Source organism: Kumtagia ephedrae, assembly GCF_003012745.1.
Classification (GTDB): domain Bacteria; phylum Pseudomonadota; class Alphaproteobacteria; order Rhizobiales; family Rhizobiaceae; genus Kumtagia; species Kumtagia ephedrae.
Genome location: NZ_PXYK01000039.1, coordinates 1 through 17455 on the forward strand (window position 1 = coordinate 1; position 17455 = coordinate 17455).

18 protein-coding genes, 1 tRNA gene and 1 pseudogene are annotated in these 17455 nt (G+C 66.4%); 7 read left to right on the forward strand and 13 right to left on the reverse strand.

The features are described from left to right. A pseudogene (locus C7I84_RS30450) lies at positions 1-116 on the forward strand (IS630 family transposase); the annotation flags it as partial. A gap of 6 nt (positions 117-122) precedes the next feature. On the opposite strand, the gene C7I84_RS26790 reads toward C7I84_RS30450, so the two are convergent. The 9 genes from C7I84_RS26790 to C7I84_RS26830 form a co-directional block, all read right to left on the reverse strand. Then, positions 123-926 (reverse strand): 2-keto-4-pentenoate hydratase, encoded by an 804-nt coding sequence (locus C7I84_RS26790; RefSeq protein WP_106775281.1) that lies wholly within the window; start codon positions 924-926, stop codon positions 123-125. Beyond that, positions 883-2133, reverse strand: a complete 1251-nt coding sequence (locus C7I84_RS26795) for an LLM class flavin-dependent oxidoreductase (protein WP_106775282.1) — start codon at positions 2131-2133, stop codon at positions 883-885. Before C7I84_RS26795 ends, C7I84_RS26790 begins: the two co-directional genes overlap by 44 nt. Next, the gene (locus C7I84_RS26800) at positions 2130-2792 is read right to left on the reverse strand and encodes an LLM class flavin-dependent oxidoreductase (RefSeq protein WP_106775283.1); all 663 of its coding nucleotides are present in this window, start codon (positions 2790-2792) and stop codon (positions 2130-2132) included. The genes C7I84_RS26795 and C7I84_RS26800 overlap by 4 nt, the downstream gene beginning before the upstream one ends. A 2-nt stretch (positions 2793-2794) precedes the next feature. Continuing rightward, complete coding sequence (locus C7I84_RS26805) at positions 2795-3724, reverse strand: ABC transporter ATP-binding protein (RefSeq protein ID WP_106775284.1); 930 nt, start codon at positions 3722-3724, stop codon at positions 2795-2797. Then, positions 3721-4368: an ABC transporter permease gene (locus C7I84_RS26810; RefSeq protein ID WP_106775285.1), complete on the reverse strand. Its 648-nt coding sequence runs from the start codon at positions 4366-4368 to the stop codon at positions 3721-3723. The genes C7I84_RS26805 and C7I84_RS26810 overlap by 4 nt, the downstream gene beginning before the upstream one ends. Next, positions 4365-4988: an ABC transporter permease gene (locus C7I84_RS26815; RefSeq protein ID WP_106775286.1), complete on the reverse strand. Its 624-nt coding sequence runs from the start codon at positions 4986-4988 to the stop codon at positions 4365-4367. Before C7I84_RS26815 ends, C7I84_RS26810 begins: the two co-directional genes overlap by 4 nt. Positions 4989-5076: 88 nt before the next feature. Further along, positions 5077-5958 carry a glycine betaine ABC transporter substrate-binding protein gene (locus tag C7I84_RS26820; protein ID WP_106775287.1) on the reverse strand — a complete coding sequence of 294 codons (882 nt, stop codon included), beginning with the start codon at positions 5956-5958 and terminating at the stop codon, positions 5077-5079. Between the two features lie 800 nt (positions 5959-6758). Beyond that, complete coding sequence (locus C7I84_RS26825) at positions 6759-7898, reverse strand: hypothetical protein (protein ID WP_133170166.1); 1140 nt, start codon at positions 7896-7898, stop codon at positions 6759-6761. Between the two features lie 501 nt (positions 7899-8399). Then, a tRNA-Met gene (locus C7I84_RS26830) sits at positions 8400-8476 on the reverse strand. 441 nt (positions 8477-8917) lie between these two features. Here C7I84_RS26830 and C7I84_RS26835 point away from each other — a divergent pair. Next, positions 8918-9871, forward strand: coding sequence for a Gfo/Idh/MocA family protein (locus C7I84_RS26835; RefSeq protein WP_106775289.1), 954 nt, complete (start codon positions 8918-8920; stop codon positions 9869-9871). Between the two features lie 140 nt (positions 9872-10011). Here C7I84_RS26835 and C7I84_RS26840 read toward each other — a convergent pair whose 3' ends face one another. Next, positions 10012-11220, reverse strand: coding sequence for a coiled-coil domain-containing protein (locus tag C7I84_RS26840; RefSeq protein WP_106775315.1), 1209 nt, complete (start codon positions 11218-11220; stop codon positions 10012-10014). A gap of 103 nt (positions 11221-11323) precedes the next feature. Beyond that, positions 11324-11908 (reverse strand): DUF1134 domain-containing protein, encoded by a 585-nt coding sequence (locus tag C7I84_RS26845; protein ID WP_106775290.1) that lies wholly within the window; start codon positions 11906-11908, stop codon positions 11324-11326. A 328-nt stretch (positions 11909-12236) separates the two neighbouring features. Between C7I84_RS26845 and chpT the strand changes: the two genes are divergently transcribed. Together chpT and C7I84_RS26855 are read left to right on the forward strand one after the other, a co-directional pair. Continuing rightward, complete coding sequence (gene chpT / locus C7I84_RS26850) at positions 12237-12875, forward strand: histidine phosphotransferase ChpT (protein ID WP_106775291.1); 639 nt, start codon at positions 12237-12239, stop codon at positions 12873-12875. A 173-nt stretch (positions 12876-13048) separates the two neighbouring features. Then, positions 13049-13435, forward strand: a complete 387-nt coding sequence (locus tag C7I84_RS26855; RefSeq protein WP_106775292.1) for a response regulator — start codon at positions 13049-13051, stop codon at positions 13433-13435. Positions 13436-13510: 75 nt separating this feature from the next. On the opposite strand, the gene ctrA is transcribed toward C7I84_RS26855, so the two are convergent. Then, positions 13511-14206, reverse strand: a complete 696-nt coding sequence (gene ctrA / locus C7I84_RS26860; RefSeq protein WP_106775293.1) for a response regulator transcription factor CtrA — start codon at positions 14204-14206, stop codon at positions 13511-13513. Between the two features lie 462 nt (positions 14207-14668). On the opposite strand from ctrA, the gene C7I84_RS26865 reads away from it, so the two are divergent. Both C7I84_RS26865 and C7I84_RS26870 read left to right on the forward strand, forming a co-directional pair. Next, complete coding sequence (locus C7I84_RS26865; protein ID WP_106775294.1) at positions 14669-15046, forward strand: flagellar export protein FliJ; 378 nt, start codon at positions 14669-14671, stop codon at positions 15044-15046. Between the two features lie 75 nt (positions 15047-15121). Continuing rightward, positions 15122-15583 (forward strand): paraquat-inducible protein A, encoded by a 462-nt coding sequence (locus tag C7I84_RS26870; RefSeq protein ID WP_245428626.1) that lies wholly within the window; start codon positions 15122-15124, stop codon positions 15581-15583. A 122-nt stretch (positions 15584-15705) separates the two neighbouring features. Here the strand turns inward: C7I84_RS26870 and sciP are convergent, their stop codons facing one another. Continuing rightward, positions 15706-15981, reverse strand: a complete 276-nt coding sequence (sciP, locus tag C7I84_RS26875) for a CtrA inhibitor SciP (protein ID WP_106775295.1) — start codon at positions 15979-15981, stop codon at positions 15706-15708. Positions 15982-16251: 270 nt separating this feature from the next. Between sciP and mnmA the strand changes: the two genes are divergently transcribed. Continuing rightward, positions 16252-17442, forward strand: a complete 1191-nt coding sequence (gene mnmA, locus C7I84_RS26880) for a tRNA 2-thiouridine(34) synthase MnmA (protein ID WP_106775296.1) — start codon at positions 16252-16254, stop codon at positions 17440-17442. Positions 17443-17455: the final 13 nt, after the last annotated feature.

Sequence of the window (17455 nt, forward strand, 5' to 3'; positions counted from 1 at the left end):
AGAAACGATCGATCGAGGACACATGGCGACATATCGGCCACCTCGTCGCCACCATCGACCCCGGCGAATGCGACAACTACTTCGCAAACGCAGGCTACGCTTCCGTCAAATCATGAAAGAGTCTAGACAACCCGCACTGAGACACTACCCAGCGGCGCAAGCCCGACCCTGACCTCGCAGCGCTTTGGAAGGGCATGGCCGGGCAGATGCGCGCCGGTGAGCACCACCATGCCGGCCTCCAGCCGCCGCCCGTCGCGGGCGAGGCGGCCTGCGAGCCAGGCAATGGCATCGATCGGGTCCTGCGGCGCCGCACCCGTCGCTTCGCCGAGGCGGGTGCCGTCGACGTCGAGGCTCGCCGTGACGACTGAGGGGTCGGGGGAGCCGATCGGCGATTCCAGACCCAGGACCGCGCCCTGGCTGTAGATGCGCTGGGCGACCGCGGCGGCGGCACTTGGATCGTGGGCGAAGGCGCCGCGCACGTCCATCAGCTCGATGGCCGGCAGACAGGCGGCGATGGCTGCGGCCACGGCGGCGCGCTCCTCGTGTCCGTCGAGCGGGGCGGCGAGCCGCACCGCGATCTCCGGCTCGATGACCAGCTCGCGGAAGGCGGCGAGCGGCAGCTCGATGCCCGATGGATGGATCTGGTCGGAGAACAGCGGCGCGAAGCACGGCTCGGCCAGCGTGTAGTAGTCGAGCGAGTTCGGCCGGTTGAAGGCGATCTTGTAGCCGGCGATCTTTCGGCCCGGCCGGTCGCCGAGCAAGGCGTCGGTCACCTCGTCCTGGATGCGATAGGCGTTGGCGAGGTCGCCGATCTCGTCCTCGCGCGGCTCGAATGGTGCGAGCCGCCGGATATCGTCGAGGATCCTGCCGGCGACGGGGGGCTCAAGCGGCGAGGCCGAGGTTGCGCCGCAGCGTGCTGCCTTCATAGGCCGTGCGGAAGAGCCCCCGGCGCTGCAGCTCCGGGATGACCAGGTCGACGAAATTGTCGAGCTCGCCGGGGAAATAGGCCGGCATGACGTTGAAGCCGTCGGCCGCGCCGCCCCTGAACCATTCCTCCAGCTGATCGGCGACGTCGTCGGCGGTGCCGACCAGCCGCCAGTGCCCGCGCGCGCCGGCGAAATGCTGCGCCACCTGGCGGATGCTGAGGCCGTCGCGGCGCGACTGCTCCACCACCAGCGCCTGGCGGCTCTGCATGCCCTCGGTCGACTTCAGCTCGGGCAGCGGCCCGTCGAGCGGCAGCCCGTTCAGCGCATCGGTGGCGAGATAGCTGGCCAGCAGCGCCAGCCCGACATCGTCGGGGATCAGCGCCTGCAACTCGTCGAACTTCGCCTGCGCCTCGGCGCGGCTGTCGGCGACGACCGGCGAGACGCCGGGCATGATCTTGACGTGGTCGGGATCGCGGCCGGCGCGTGCCGCGCGCGCCTTCACGTCGTCGTAGAATTCCTTGGCGACGGACAAGGTCTGGGTGGCCACGAACACCACGTCGGCGGTGCGCGCGGCGAGGTCACGGCCGACATCGGAGGAGCCGGCCTGCACCATGACCGGCCGGCCCTGCGGCGAGGCCGGAATGCCCAACCCCTGGCGGACGGCGAAACTCTCGCCGTCGTGGCCGAGCGTGCCGGTGCGGGTGGCCGGATCCCACAGGCCGAGCACGATGTCGGCGAACTCGCCGGCTCGCGCATAGCGGTCGCGATGGGCGCGCAGGCCCTGCGCGCCGAAATTCGCCGCCTCGATCTCGCTGGCCGAGGTGACGAGGTTCCAGCCGGCGCGACCGCCGCTGACCAGGTCGAGCGTGGCGAAGGCGCGCGCCAGCGCGAAGGGCTCGTTGTAGGACGTCGAGGCGGTGGCCACGAGGCCGACATGCGACGTGTGGGCGGCGAGTGCGGCGAGCAGGCTGACCGGCTCGAAGCCGATGGAGCGCGACGTCTGCGCGGCGAGCTCGGCCCGCGCCTCGCGCACGCCGGCGGCGTCCTCGAAGAAGACGAGGTCGAACAGCCCGCGCTCGGCGGCTCGCGCCAGCCCGATCATATGCTGGACGTCGATGCCGGCATCGGCGGCGGCGGCCGGATGGCGCCAGCCGGCGATGTGGTGGCCGGTCGGCATCAGGAAGGCGCCGAGCTTCATCTGCCTCATGGCGCGCTCCCGTCGAGAATGGCGAATGCCGTCCGCGGCGTCTCGGCCGTGGCGACGGGCCCGAGGTCGGCTTCCCGCAGCAGGTCCGGCCGCCCGCGCGGCGAGCGCATCACGTTGAGCGGCCCGCGGACGGAGAAATGCGCGCCGTCATGGTCGAGCGGGTGCATGGCCTCCGGCCTCAAGAAGCGCCCGGCCTGCTTGTCCAGCAGAAGCGCGTCGGCGTCCCAGCTCTGCCACAGGCCTTCGACCACGGCGGCAAATTCCTTCTCGCGATCCGCCAGGTCCACGCCCTCAAGCCTGGCCTTGCCGCTGAAAGCGGCGAAGGCGGCGTCGAAATCCTCGTCGGCCATCAGCCAGCCGGCGCGTCCGCCGCTGATCAGGTCGAGCGAGGCGAGGCGCCGCGCCAGATTGTAGGGCTGGTGGCCGAGGCTCGACACACGCCCGAGAAACCTGATCCGACCGGTCGAGGCGGCAAGCCATCCGATCAGGATCAGCGCGTCGGGCCAGCCGGCGCCGCCCTCCGCCGGCGGGATCGTGTCCGGCAGGACCGCCGTTTCGACGCCGGCCGCCTCGGCGCGCTTGATGACAGCCGTCAACTGGTCGAGCGGCCAGTCAGCGAATTCGCCGGAAATGGCGAGCGTTTGCGGAATGCCGGCCATCGTCACACCGCCAGGATCGCGGCCTGGGTGATCGTCCCGATCATTTTTCCCTCCTCGTCCACCACGGCCGCCGCCGTGCTCCTCGCCGCCACGATCGCCGACAGCGCGTCGCGAAGGTCGCCGTCCTTGTCGACGCGCGGCAGCGACGCATCGCCGGTGCCGGGCGTCATGATGCTCCCGGTCGAAAACAGCGTCAGCCGCTTGAGCGCGCGGTCGGCGCCGACGAAATTCTCGACGAAGCCATCGGCCGGCCGCGACAGGATCGTCTCCGGCGTATCGTACTGGACGATGCGGCCGTCGCGCATGATGGCGATGCGGTCGCCGAGCCGCACCGCCTCGTCGATGTCGTGCGTCACCATCACGACCGTCTTCTTGACACGCTTCAGGATCTGCCGGAACTCGTTCTGCAGCCGAGTGCGTGCGATCGGGTCGATGGCGCCGAACGGCTCGTCCATGAGCAGCACCGGCGGGTCGGCGGCGAGCGCCCGCGCCACGCCGACGCGCTGCCGCTGTCCGCCGGAGAGCTGGCGCGGGTAGCGCTCGAGCATGCTCTGCTCGAGCCCTACGAGCTGCATCAGCTCGCTGCTCCGGGCGCGGATGCGCCCGGCGTCCCAGCCGAGCAGCCGCGGCACCGAGGCGATGTTCTGCGCGATGGTCATGTGCGGGAACAGGCCGACCTGCTGGATGACGTAGCCGATGTGGCGGCGCAATTCGACGGCGTCGGCGGCGCGCACGTCCCTGCCGCTGACCAGAATCGTCCCGCTGGTCGGCTCGATCAGCCGGTTGATCATGCGCATGGTCGTCGTCTTGCCGCAGCCGGACGGCCCGACCAGCGCCACCGTTATGCCGTCGGGGATGTCGAGGCTGAGATCGTCGACGGCCGCGGCGCCGGTGCCGTCGAAGCGCTTGGTGACGTTCTTCATGGTGATCATGCGGCGCGTCTTTCTCCGAACAGCAGCCGCTCGGTCTGGCCGAGCAGGAATTCGGTGCCGAGCGCCAGCAGGGCGATCGGCACGGCGCCGACCAGCAGCCGCGCCTGGTCCATGCCGGCTATGCCGACGGCGATGAAGTCGCCGAGCCCGCCGCCGCCGATGAAGGGCGCCAGCGTCGCGCCGGCCAGCACCTGCACCGAGGCGGTGCGCAGGCCGGCGAACATGGCGGGCGCGGCGAGCGGGATGCGGATCTTGCGCAGGATCTGCCGCTCGCTCATGCCCATGCCGGTCGCCGCCTCGATGACGTCGGCGTCGACGTCGCGCAGCCCGATATAGGCGTTGATGAGGATCGGCGGCAGAGCGAGGATGGTCAGCGCGACGATGGACGGCCACAGGCCGATGCCGAGGATGGGCATCATGATGGCGAGGATGGCGAGGCTGGGCAGCGTGCGCAGGCCGTTGACCGAGTTGATGGCGGCCGCCGCCATGCTGCCGTGGCGCAGGATCAGCACCGCCAGCGGCAGGCCGATGGCAAGCGCGAAGACGATCGCGGTGATAGACATCAGCAGATGCTGGCCCAGCGCCCGGTTGAATTCTTCCGGGTTCTGGATGATCCAGTCGATCGCCTGGCCGAGCAGGTTCATGCCTGCCTCCAGCGCATCAGGCGGCGCTCGATCCAGGTCATGGAGAGGTCGAAGAAGATGGCGATCGCCGCTGTCAGGGCGCCGCCGACGATGATCTTCTCCGGCCAGCTTTGGTCGATGCCTTGCAGGATGATGGTGCCGAGGCCGCCGGCATCGATGAAGGCGGCGACGGTGGCGATGCCGATGACGGTGACCAGCGCGATGCGGATGCCCGAGACGATCAGCGGCAGCGCCAGCGGCAGCTCGATCCGCACCAGCCGCTGCCAGCGGCTGAAGCCCATGCCGTCGGCGGCGTCGAGCACGTCGTCCGGCACGCTGCGCAGCCCGGTGACGACGTTGCGCAGCAGGATCAGCACGCAATAGGACGACAGGCCGGTCAGCGCCGGCTTCATGCCGAGTCCCATGACCGGGATCAGGAAGGCGAACAGCGCCAGGCTCGGGATGACGAAGATGATGCCGGCGATGGTCAGGAAGACGGCGTAGAGGCGCGGCCGCCGCGCCGAGACGATGCCAAGCACCAGCGCGACGGCGCAGCCGATCAGCACCGACAGGAACGACAGCAGCAGATGCTGGCCGGCGGCCTCGGCGATCAGGCCGATGTTCTTGTGTGCCCAGGTCATGCGGATGGTTTCACGCGCGGCCCGTCATGCGCATTCCCCTCGCCGGAGAACGCCGGCCCGCGCCGGGCGCGGGCCGGTCGCTCGGAGGTCAGATACCTTCGGCCGCCAGGAATTCGGCGGCGACCTCGGCCGGCTCCTTGCGGTCGCGCTCGACCGCGGCGTTCATGGCGCGCATCTTCTCGTTGGTGAGCAGCGGCGCGATCTTGTCCAGCACCTCGGCGATCCTGGGATTGGCCTTCAGCGCATCCTGGCGCACGATGGGCACGAGGTAGTAGGGCGGGAACAGCCCCTTGTCGTCGTCGAGCACGGCGAGCTTGCTTTCCTCGATCTGCCAGTCGGTGGAGAAGCCGAAGGACACGTCGATCTGCTTGCTGGTCAGCGCGCTGTAGCGGATGCCGAGCTTGGCGAACTTGACGAACTCCTTGAACTTGATGCCGTAGACGCTCTCCAGGCCGGGCAGGCCGTCCTTGCGCTCGCCGAACGTGCCTTCGGCGCCGAAGGTCAGGTCCTTCGATGCGGGGCCGAGGTCGGAAAGCGTCTTCAGCTTGTACTCCTCCGCCTTCTCCGGCAGCAGGACGATGGCATAGCCGTTGTTGATGGCGGTCGGCTTCAGCAGGGTGAGGCCGAGCTGGCCCTCGTAATAGGTCTTCACGTCGGCGTAGATCTTGTCGGCGTCGCTGGTGAGTTCGCCCTTCACGACCGCGGCCAGCGCCGTCCCGGTGTATTCCGGATAGAGGTCGATCTCGCCGCTGGTCAGCGCAGTGTGGGCGATCTGGGTGGCGCCGAGGTTGAGGCGCTTCTGCACCTCGATGCCGGCTTTCTCCAGCGCCTGGGCGTAGATTTCCGCGACGATGAACTGTTCGGTGAAATTCTTGCTGCCGATCTTGACCGGCTCGGCCTGGGCCGGAAGGACCGAGGCGATGGCGATCGCGAGGCCGATGCCGGCGGCCTTCAGGATTGTCGAAAACATGGGAGGCTCCAGTTGAGGCGGCAACAATCTGGCGCAGATTGGCATCCTTTGGCAGAGGTCGCTATCCCAAATCCGCGCGGCAGCACGCAAAAATGTCAGCGTCGGTGACGCATTTCGAAGATGGCCGTTGCGGTGCGAAGCCGCTTCTCGCGCGCCCGGCGCAGGTAAGATCGACGCCGCTGCGCATGAGGGGACGACACGATCTTCCTCGACGCAGCTCTGGGCTCGGAATGCACGGATAACCTGAGGGCAAGTTAACGGAGGACGAACGCCGGTCAACCGAATCCGCCTGTCCTGGAATGTTTAGGGCAAGGCCTGCCCGTTCGGCGACAACTGTGTAGTCGACACCGTCGCTGCTGGGCAGGCACTCCCACGCATTGATGAAGAGCACTCGATTCTTCTCTACCCATGGTTGGACTACCCGGTCGGAGCATCCCGCGCCCACAAGACGGCAGCCGTCATTGGTCGCATACGAAGCAAGGTGAGGGATTCGATGATAATCGATGTGGATACGGGGCCTTCGGTGGTTCCGATTGCCGTCCATCCTGATCCTTAGGAGGCGATACTTCTTGAGTAAGAGCTCCATTCCGGACTCTCCCCATGCCTCGGACGAATGAGGAGGTCGATCATTGCGATCTCGTCCCGGAGCGAAGTTAGCACGTAATTCAACTCCTGCTCGAGCTTAGAGCCAGGGGAAGCTTCGCCGGTTTGATTCACGTCAATGAACACTCCTCTTCCGGGCAATTGGGGAAAGCCGCTGAGGCCTTCGTCCTCCGCTGCAAGTGGATGGCCATTCAAATCTACTGGATCACCACTAGTTTCAGTTCCTCCAGCCTCTGTTCATATACAGAATTCAGGCAGCCCCTGTCAGTGCCGCAATCGTTGACCGCCAGCCAGTGGCGCTGGACTGCCAGTATGCCCTTCCGGACATCCGCCTGCACATTATCGCGAATCCAGAAGTAGATCGAGTTCATCGCCCGGTCCTTGGCCCACAGCTTCTGATCCGCGCACATGGTTCGCTCGGTTGGAGTTTCAGCCTTTGCGCAGTCGAAGCTTGGGCCATCTACGCCCGTTTCCAGTCCTTGGTCGCGGAGGAACTGCTCGGCCTCGACACAAACCACTACCAGCCCTCGGGACCGGATCTCGCCGACCCACTGGTCCAGCAGTCGCGTCCATATGTTGACCCACTGCTCGCCACCAAGTACCTCATTGCCCCGGGCGAATGCTTCCTCCAATCCGACTGCGATCACAGCCATGTCCGGCTGGAAGTACACTTGGCACTGCGACCGCAGAATGCTGTAGAGAACCCATCGTTCGGCATAGCGATCACCTGTGGGCGCATCGCCGGGCGTGACAACACCACCGCCATCGAGCAGGAAGACATCAATTCCGAGTTCCCGTGCCCGAGCCGGGGTTAGCAGCAGGAAGTCGTTGGGACCTGCGACAGTGAAGAAACGGATGGCTTCTATCCTCAACCCAAGATGCGTCAGGAATGACCCGATCTCGGCGTTGGCCATCCCACTTTCCCGAAACTCGCCCGCCTCTTCGCGATAAGCTGCGTGGAACCCGATCAGGGACTTGGGCGACATGTACCGACGGGCGCCAGATACCCAGATCAAACCGCAGGCCGAGAAGCACTCATCGCCGGCGTCGACCACGGTGCCGTAGTTCCTCAACCGGATTTCCGCCCCTATTTTCAGTGCCTCACGGAGCAGGCCGCCCGGACTTTCGAGATAGACCGCCACCTTCTCGCGGTTCCCGACCGCGTCGAGGAACCGCTCGCTGTCACCTTGAACGATCTCCCCCTTGATGATCACGAAGTCGACAGCATCCGGAATTTCGACAAATTTGACTTCCGCAGCTGCGGCTGCGGAGTTCCATGCAATGGCGCACAGGATCGCGATGACAAACCTGGAACAGTCCATTCCCCCAACCTTCATCGCCACTCCACCTAGCGACCATCTTAATATCCCGCAGCCTACAGGGCTACGTTCAGCTACTGCTCGTTGGCTTCGATTCCCGCTGATCTCCGTTTCGCCGCTTTTTGCCCGGTCCGCCTGCTTTCCTAGGCCCATTCGCATCAGATGCTTCCTAGCACCGGAGAGGACACGGGCTTGCCTTCCACGGCCAGCAGCTTCGAATAGGTCACCGGACCGGCCAAGGAGAGTCTCGAAAGAGCACGTATGAATGCCCGGAGACATCGAATTGCCACCGGGGCTTCTTGTTCGGAGCTGCCATAATAAACGTGCTGCTTATAGCCCATTGCAAGGCACCGATATCGTTGCTCGATGGCTCCCCCACGGGGGCCTAGCAGCAGTTCGAGTCCGAGTTTGACTGGCAATCAGTCCAGGCTACTCTGGCACGCTATTTTTTGGTAGCGGAAGACCGATACAGTCGAGAGGCACACATGCAGACCCTGAAAACTCGGGTGTGCATGTCGGTGGTAGCGGAGGAGGGATTCGAACCCCCGACACAAGGATTATGATTCCTCTGCTCTAACCGACTGAGCTACTCCGCCACGCCGCCATCCCGGCGCGCTGGCGCGCCGCTTGCAAGGGCAGCGGGGGTATAGGGGTGGTTGGCCGAACCTGTCAAGCGCGCAAACTGCGGCTTTGCGCAGCACGATGCGGAACCGCTTGCCGAGGGTTCCGGCGAGCCGCCGGTCAGACGAGCGCAGGCCGGTTGCGCGGCCGCCAGGCGTCCCGCCTCGCATCCGGACGGGACCGCGCAGGATGGCGCGCGGTCCGGAGGAAAGCCGCGGGTGGAAGGGTCCAGGCCGCGCGCGTGCCGAGCGGCGGCGGCTCTTGCGCGCCGCAAGCGGCCTTTCCTGTGTTGAAATGCGCTTTCGCGCTGAAACCAATCGTGCGCGGCGGCGCCCTTGAGTTCGCGCCGGGCGGTGGCTATGTCTGCGCCGACGAATCCACCCGCCGGGCCGGGCCCGCCCAGAGTTCATGACTTGATGAAGCCGCGTATCGCTGTCCTTGGTTGCGGATACTGGGGGGCGAACCATGTCCGCACGCTGAGGGATCTCGGCGTGCTGCGGGCCGTCTCCGATGCCAATCCGGCACGCGCCGAAGGTTTCGCCGTCGAGCACGACTGCCTGGCAATCGCCCCCGACGAGCTCTATCAGCGCGACGACGTTGACGCGGTGGTGATGGCGCTGCCGCCGCAGTTCCATGCCGAGCAGGCGATCCGCGCCGTCGAGGCGGGCAAGGACGTGCTGGTGGAGAAGCCGATCGCGCTGACCGTGCCGGATGCCGAGCGCGCCGTGGCGGCCGCCGCCCGCCACGGCCGCATCTTCATGACCGGCCATGTGCTGCGCTTCCATCCCGCCTTCGAAAAGCTCAAGGCGCTGATCGACGCCGGCGAGCTCGGCACGGTGAAATACATCCACTCGCACCGGCTTGGCCTGGGCAAATTCCACACCGAGAACGACGCGCTGTGGGATCTCGCCCCGCACGACCTGTCGATGATCCTGGCGATCACCGGGCAGGCGCCGACGGAGGTGCGCGGGGAGGGGGCCGCCCTGCTCGACCATCTCAGCGACTTCGCCCACCTGCACATGCTGTTTCCGGGCGGCCTGCGCGGGCACCTGTTCACCTCGCGGCTCAACCCCTATCGCGAGCGGCGGCTGACCGTCGTCGGCACCAGGGCGATGGCGGTGTTCGACGACGTCGAGCCGTGGGACAAGAAGCTCGCCATCTACAAGCACGAGGTCTGGCAGGACAGCGGGCAGTGGCTGGCCACCGCCAACGAGCCGACCTATGTCCCGGTCGAGGGCGGCATGCCGCTGACGCGCGAGCTGCAGCATTTCCTCCACTGCATCGAGACCCGCGAGCCGCCGCGCACCAGCGGCGAGGAAGGCGTCAACGTGCTGCGCATCCTCACCGCCGGAACGGTCGCGCACAACTGAGCGGGCGGGAAAGAATTGCCGGTGCGACCTCGAGGCTCGCCTTCGACGACTTCGCTTCAGCGTTGAAACCATGCCGGCAAGGTGCGGGCCGCTACGGCGGTCACCAGACGTTGGAGGGCGAGTCTCGAAGGACGAACTCCTCAATTCGCACCTGCCGGCCCGGCTATCAGCGCACGGACACGGTCGGCGAGGCTGAGCGGCCGGTCGGGGGAGGCATTGCCGGCCGGCGTGCCGACCACTGCGCGGATCGGCGAGTCCGGCCCGTCAAGCCGCGCCGTCAGCGCGATGACCTCGGCGGCGATCTCGTTCATCTGCTCGCGCAACCGGGCATCCTGGCCGCCTGGCGGGACGCCGGCTCCGTCGCGCGCCACGGCGTCGGCGCGCAGCTTCGCGTTCTCGTGCGTCAGGGCGACGATGCGTTGTTCGAGATCGCCGCGCTTTTCCGGTGACGCGTCTTTCCCGGCCGTTTTCGCCCTCCCATCCGCGAGGCGAGCGGTGAGGTCGGCCACCCTCGCCTCGAGCTGCAATTTCTCGTCGAGGGCCCTGGTGAGCCGCGCGTCGAGTTCGTCGCGCCGCGTCGTTTCCCCCTTCAGCCGCTCGCGCATCTGTGCAAGATCCTTCTCGCGCCGCTCGACCGCCTCCTCGCGATCGGCAACCGTCGCCAGCATCCGCTCGACCCGCTTTTCCAGATCGACCGCCTTCTTCTTCTCGGTGCGCGCTGCGTCTCGGGCGCCATGCAGCTCGGCCTCGAGCTCGCCGATGCGCTTTTCCATCCCGCCGCGTTCGGCCATCAGCATGCCGAGATCGGTGGAAAGCCTGTCGACCTCGCCGGCGCGCGCCAGCAGTTCGGCCTGACGATGCACCGAAGCCAGATTCGCCGTTTCGTAGAGGCCGTTCAGTCTGTCGAGCTCGCTGACGCGGGCGGCCAGCGCCTGGTCGGTTTCGGCCAACCTGTCGGCCAGCTGCTCCAGCTCTTCCTGGCGCCGGCCGAGCTCAGCCTTCAGCTCGTCGCTCCGGGCTTCGATCTCGCCAAGCGAACGGTCCTTCTCGTCGCGCTCCGCCGCGAGCTGCCGCAGTTCCTCGCGACCGCCCCCGATCTCCACCAGCTGCGCGGCGGCCTTGTCGCGCAATTCCTTGACGCTCATCTCCAGGCGGCGGGTCGACAGGGCGAACTCGGCCCGCAACTGGTCCCGGTCGGCCTGGATCTCGTCGAGCGTGAGCGGCACCGAGGCTTCCACGCGCTTGCGCGTCAGCCGCACGGCCCGCCGCCATACCGCCGGCGCGATCAGCAGCGCCAGCAGGCCGGCGCACAGGAAGCCGAGGGCGAAGAACAGGATGGACTGGATCACGGCTGGCCCCATGACGCACGGCGGAGGCTTTCCTCGCCCCCGCCCTTTCCCTAACGCCGGCTTGCCGCCGCGTGCAAGCCGGTCGATCGGGCAGACCGTGCGATCAGAACGGGTTCCAGGTCGGCTTCGGCGTCAGCTTGAGATAGCCGACGTTCACGCCAAGCCGCGCTCCGACGCCGGTGCGCACCGGCACCAGCAGCACGTCGCCGTATTTCAGAACGTTGAAGCCGACGCCGGCGACGATGTAGGCGGACCCGGCGACGCCGATGTAGCGCCGGTAGAGCGCGTCGATCTGGTCGAGATTGTAGACCAGCATCATGATGCGCGAGCCCTGGCCGCCGAAGTCGAAGCCGAGCGACGGCCCTTGCCAGAACACTTTGTGATCGCCGGCATTCTTGGTGTAGAGCGTCCCCTCGCCATAGGTCAGGCCTCCGACGAAGGCGCCCGACCCCTCCTCGCCCAGGACATAGCCGTTGGGCAGCCCGTAGGAGGAGAAGATGTTCTCGACCGCCGTCGCCAGCCCGCCCGAGGTCGCGCCGAAGAAGCGGTGTCCCGAATCGACGATCTCCTGGGCGGTGTATTCCTGCTGGGCGTGGGAGGACGAGGCGGCGAAGCCGAGAACGCCTGCCGCCACAAGGACCACGGCTGCGAACCGGAAGACGATCCGCTCGAAAAATCGGAAAAGCATGCTTCTGTAACTCCGTCCGCGAGCCCTTCGCCGACGTCCCTGCCTGTTGCCGCTCTTGCCGGCGGCGTCCGGATTTACCATGCCAGCCTAGGCCGTAATCCTTTTTCAACCATTAAGCTCTCACATGAACGTGGCGGTTCGAAGACCGGACGAGCGCTTTCGCGCCGGCTTTCGCGACCGCCCGCGCTCCGTTCTACCGACAGGCCGGTTTGGTCGAGACGCCTGGGTGCCTTATACCCGGCGACGGGGAGTGAGACTGATTCGGGCAGGCCGGCACGGTGATCGCGGCTTGCGCCAAAATGGGCGATCGCCGGGGACCGAGCATTCGATGGCCGACATCTTCACCCTCTCCGCAACCGACCTCGCCGCGCTTCTGTGCAGCCGGGTCTGCCATGACATCATCTCGCCGGTCGGCGCGATCAACAACGGCCTCGAATTGCTGGACGAGGGCGGCGCCGACGAGGACGCCATGAACCTGATCCGCGCCAGCGCCCGCAACGCCTCCGCCAGGCTGCAGTTCGCCCGCATCGCCTTCGGCGCCGCCGGGTCGGCGGGCATGGTCATCGACACCGGCGACGCCGAGACCGTCGCCACCGCCTTCCTCCGGAACGAGAAGCCCGACTTCGAATGGAGCGGGCCGCGCTGGCTGCTGCCCAAGAACACCGTCAAGCTGCTGCTCAACCTGATCCTGGTCGCCAACGCCGCCATCCCGCGCGGCGGCAGGATCGGCGTCATCCTGGAGGGCAGCGACAGCGATCCGCGGTTCAGCATCGCGGCGCGCGGGCCGATGCTGCGCGTGCCGCCGAAATTCCTCGAGCTGCACTCGGGAAGCCGGCCCGAGGAAGCGATCGACGCGCATGCGGTGCAGCCTTACTACACCCTGCTTCTCGCACGCGAGGCCGGCATGCCGATCTCCATCCATGCGACGGCCGACGAGATCGTCTTCTCCGCCGCCCGCGCGCAATAGCCAGGAAGCCTCACCCGGATCCCCGGCACCGGCATGGCGGTGCCGGGAGATGGTCGCAATTTAGCGGAAACTTTACCCAGCCCATTCTCCGTATCTTTACCCGCCTGCCGTAGCCTTCGACGCGCCGCATTCAAGCCAGCTTGCAAGCCCTTCGCGGACGAGAAGGACCCCGCATGAAACGATGCATGTTCGTCGACGACTCCAGCGTCATCCGCAAGGTCGCCAAGCGCATCCTGAACGGTCCCGACCTGATGCTGGTGGAGGCCGCCAGCGGCCTCGACGCGATCGAGATGTGCGAGGCCGACATGCCCGACATCGTGGTGGTGGATTCCGCCCTTCCCGATCTGCCGACCATCGAGGTGATCCGCCGCATCCGCGCCATCCCGAGCGCCATCGTCCCGCACATTGCGATCTGCCTGACCGAAATGGACGTCGCCGCCATCATGCGCGCCAAACGGGCCGGGGCGCAAAGCTACATCCTGAAGCCGTTCAACCGCGCCCAGCTCCTGGAGCGCTTCCGGGCGATGGGCGAGGCGAAGTCCGCGGCGTCGGCCGCATAATTCGACGAAACCTTCCCGAAAAAACGACAAAAGCCCGGTCGATACCGGGCTTTGTTGCGGGATATGGCAGCGTTTTCAGGCGATTTCGCGCATCTCTTCCGGCTCGCGCAGCACGTAGCCGCGGCCCCACACCGTCTCAATAAAATTCTGGCCACCGGACGCGGCGTCGAGCTTCTTGCGCAGCTTGCAGATGAAGACGTCGATGATCTTCAGCTCCGGCTCGTCCATGCCGCCATAGAGATGGTTGAGGAACATCTCCTTGGTGAGCGTCGTACCCTTGCGCAGCGAGAGCAGTTCCAGCATCTGGTATTCCTTGCCGGTCAGGTGCACGCGCTGGCCGCCGACCTCCACTGTCTTGGCGTCGAGGTTGACGATCAGGTCGCCGGTGGCGATGACCGACTGGGCGTGGCCCTTGGAGCGGCGGACGATGGCGTGGATGCGCGCCACCAGCTCGTCCTTGTGGAACGGCTTGGTCATGTAGTCGTCGGCGCCGAAGCCGAGGCCACGCACCTTGTCCTCGATGCCGGCCATGCCGGAGAGGATCAGGATCGGCGTCTTCACCTTGGAGAGCCGCAGTGTGCGGAGCACCTCGTAGCCCGACATGTCGGGAAGGTTCAGATCGAGCAGGATGATGTCGTAGTCGTAGAGCTTGCCGAGGTCGACGCCCTCCTCGCCGAGATCCGTCGTGTAGACGTTGAAGCTCTCGGACTTCAGCATCAATTCGATGCTCTGGGCCGTCGCACTGTCGTCTTCAATCAGCAGAACGCGCATCCATATCCCCTTTTCTGCTGCTGCACCGGCCACGGGCGCCACGCGGTGCCGGAGCAGTGATTGCCTGAACCCAAAGCTGCCAGCGAATGGTTAACAAAACATGATTCCAGTTGGCAAGCCACAACTTTGCCCGTCAGCTCTTGGGTGCACTCACTTGATTCCGCTCGTGAATCGTCGCTCATTAAGGCCGTTGTCGAACCTTAACACATCGACGCAAGTGACTCATTTGACTCACGAAGTCCGCCCGTGACTCTTGAAGTTCCGCCCGGCCAGAAAGGACCGGATTTTTTTACCGTGCCTTAAGCCCTGCCGCGTATGATTAACAATGCCCGTAAACGAATGGTTACCAACGGGTAGGATTCTTAGGATTTTGTTTTCCCTTCGCCGCCTAGTGGCTGGTGCGGGGGCAGTTTCTCGGACCAAACGATTTGTATCCGGTGTTGCGTTCTGGAGTGTTGGGACATGAAGTCACGTGAGAACCTCGTTCGGCTGAAGCAATTCCAGGTGAACGAGAAGCGCCGGCAACTCTCACAGCTCGACGTGATGATCGCCGAATTCGAACGCATGGCCGGCGACCTCGAGCTGCAGATCGCCGCCGAGGAGAAAAAGGCCGGGATCACCGACGTCAACCACTTCGCCTACCCGACCTTCGCCAAGGCGGCACGCCAGCGCCGCGACAATCTGAAGAACTCGCAGGCCGACCTCGCCGACCAGCGCACCACCGCGCTCGCCCTGCTGCGCGAGGCGGAGGCCGAACTCGACAAGGCGCAGATGCTTGAATCGCGCGACAGCAAGATGCGCGAGGCCGACGGCCACGGCCGCAGCGCCATGATCGGCTGAGGCGCCCGCCGCGCTCTGCAAACAGGGCGCGCCGCTCCGCTTCCGGGCCGTGAGCGGATCGGCTAAAGCAGGCACATGACGCGAGCCCTGCCTTTTCTGCTCCCCCTGATCCTGTTCTTCGCGACGGTCTTCTTCGCGCTCGGCGTCGTCATGCCGCTGATCCGGGTGGACCGCCTTTATTTCTTCACCGACGAACCGTCGCTGATCGGCATCTTCACCGGCCTGTGGAACCAGGGCGACGTGCTGCTCGCAGCGCTCGTCGCGCTGTTCTCGCTGGTGTTCCCGGCGCTGAAGCTGATGCTGCTGCACCTTGCGGCCTATGCGTCGCCGCATGCCCCGCGCATCCCCGCCTGGTTCGGTGCGCTGGCGAATTGGTCGATGCTCGATGTCGTGCTGGTGGCGCTCGTCGTCTTCGCCGCCAAGACCAGCGGGCTGGCGACCGCCTTCACCAAGCCCGGCCTCTGGTTCTTCGCCGCCTCGGTCGTGCTGACGGCGATCGCCTCGGCACAGATCAAGCGGGCGCCTGCGAACCGCTAGCAGGCGACACTGCAGGCCGTGCCACGCCGGCAACGGATCGTGGCCACAATTCCACGACCCCGCGAAGCGCTTCGGCAGCCCTGGCGCGTGCCGGGCCGCCTCATGCCGGCGTGCAGGATGGGTCAGTGCCTGTATTGCTGGATGCGCGTGGTGCGCAGTCCGGCCAGGCCATACTCGTCGATCGAGGCCTGCCAGGACAGGAACTCCTCGGTCGTCAGCTTGTAGCGCTGGCATGCCTCGTCGAGGCTGAGCAGGCCGCCGCGAACGGCGGCGACCACTTCAGCCTTGCGGCGAATGACCCAGCGGCGCGTGTTGCTCGGGGGCAGATCGGCGATCGTCAGCGGACTGCCGTCCGGCCCGATCACATACTTAACGCGCGGCCTTCCAAGATCGGTCATCGTACTCTCTACAAATAATTCGCAGACCTAATCGCGTTCAGGCTACCGCCACAGCTTTAAAAATTGCCTAAGCCGTCGAATGAGCCTAACGGCTTGTCCGTCAACGGAGTCTTTCCGACAGGCCGACAATTTTAACCATTCGCCGGAGCTGGCGGACAGCCGAGCCAATTCAAGGGGTTGCAAGGTCGGGGCCGGTCTGGCGGCAAGACGCCGCTTGACCTATATTGGCCGTGTCGGCACAAGACCGGCCGAAAACCTTGGAAGCCAGCCATGAACAGCCTCGACCTGCCGGGACGGCCAGAAGACACGCGCGTCGTCGTGGCGATGTCGGGCGGCGTCGATTCCTCGGTGGTCGCCGGCATCCTCAAGCGCGAAGGCTACGACGTGGTCGGCGTCACGCTGCAGCTCTACGACCACGGCGCGGCCACGCACCGCGCCGGCTCGTGCTGCGCCGGACGCGACATCGACGACGCGCGCCGCGTGTCCGAGACGCTTCGAATCCCGCATTACGTGCTCGACTACGAGGAGCGTTTCCGCCAGGCGGTGATCGATCCCTTCGCCGAGAGCTACGTCGCCGGTGAGACGCCGATCCCCTGCGTGTCCTGCAACCAGACGGTGAAGTTCGCCGACCTGCTGGAGACGGCGCGCGATCTGGGCGCGGCGGCGCTCGCCACCGGCCACTATATCCGCAGCCGCTCCAACGGAGCGCACCGCGCCCTCTACCGGCCGGTCGATGCCGACCGCGACCAGAGCTACTTCCTGTTCGCCACCACGCAGGAGCAGATCGACTACCTGCGCTTCCCGCTCGGCGGCATGCCGAAGCCGGAAGTGCGGGCGATCGCCGCCGAACTCGGCCTCGCCGTCGCCGACAAGCAGGACAGCCAGGACATCTGCTTCGTGCCCCAGGGAAAATACTCCGACATCATCGCCAGGCTGAAGCCGGCGGCGGCGACGCCGGGCGACATCGTCCATATCGACGGCCGCGTGCTCGGCCGCCACGAGGGCATCCTGCGCTACACCATCGGCCAGCGGCGCGGCATCGGCATCGCCTCCGGCGAGCCGCTCTACGTCGTCCATCTCGATGCTGAGCGGGCGCGCGTCGTCGTCGGCCCGCGCGAGGCGCTGGAAACGCGAAAAGTCTATCTGCGCGCCATGAACTGGCTGGGCGACGAGGACCTGGACGCAATCGGCCCGGACGGCATCGAGCTGTTCGCCAAGGTGCGCTCCACGAGGCCGCCGCGCCCGGCCGTGCTGCGCCGGCGGGGCGGCGCCACCTGGGTGGAACTGGCGGAAGGCGAATCCGGTATCGCGCCGGGCCAGGCCTGCGTGCTCTACGGCGACGACGGCAACGACGCCCGCGTGCTCGGCGGCGGCTTCATCGAGCGCTCGGAGCGCGGCGCGCGGGCCGAGGCGATGCTGGCCAGGCTGGCAGCGCTTCCGGTGGATGTCGCGGCCGAATAGGCACCGGAACCCC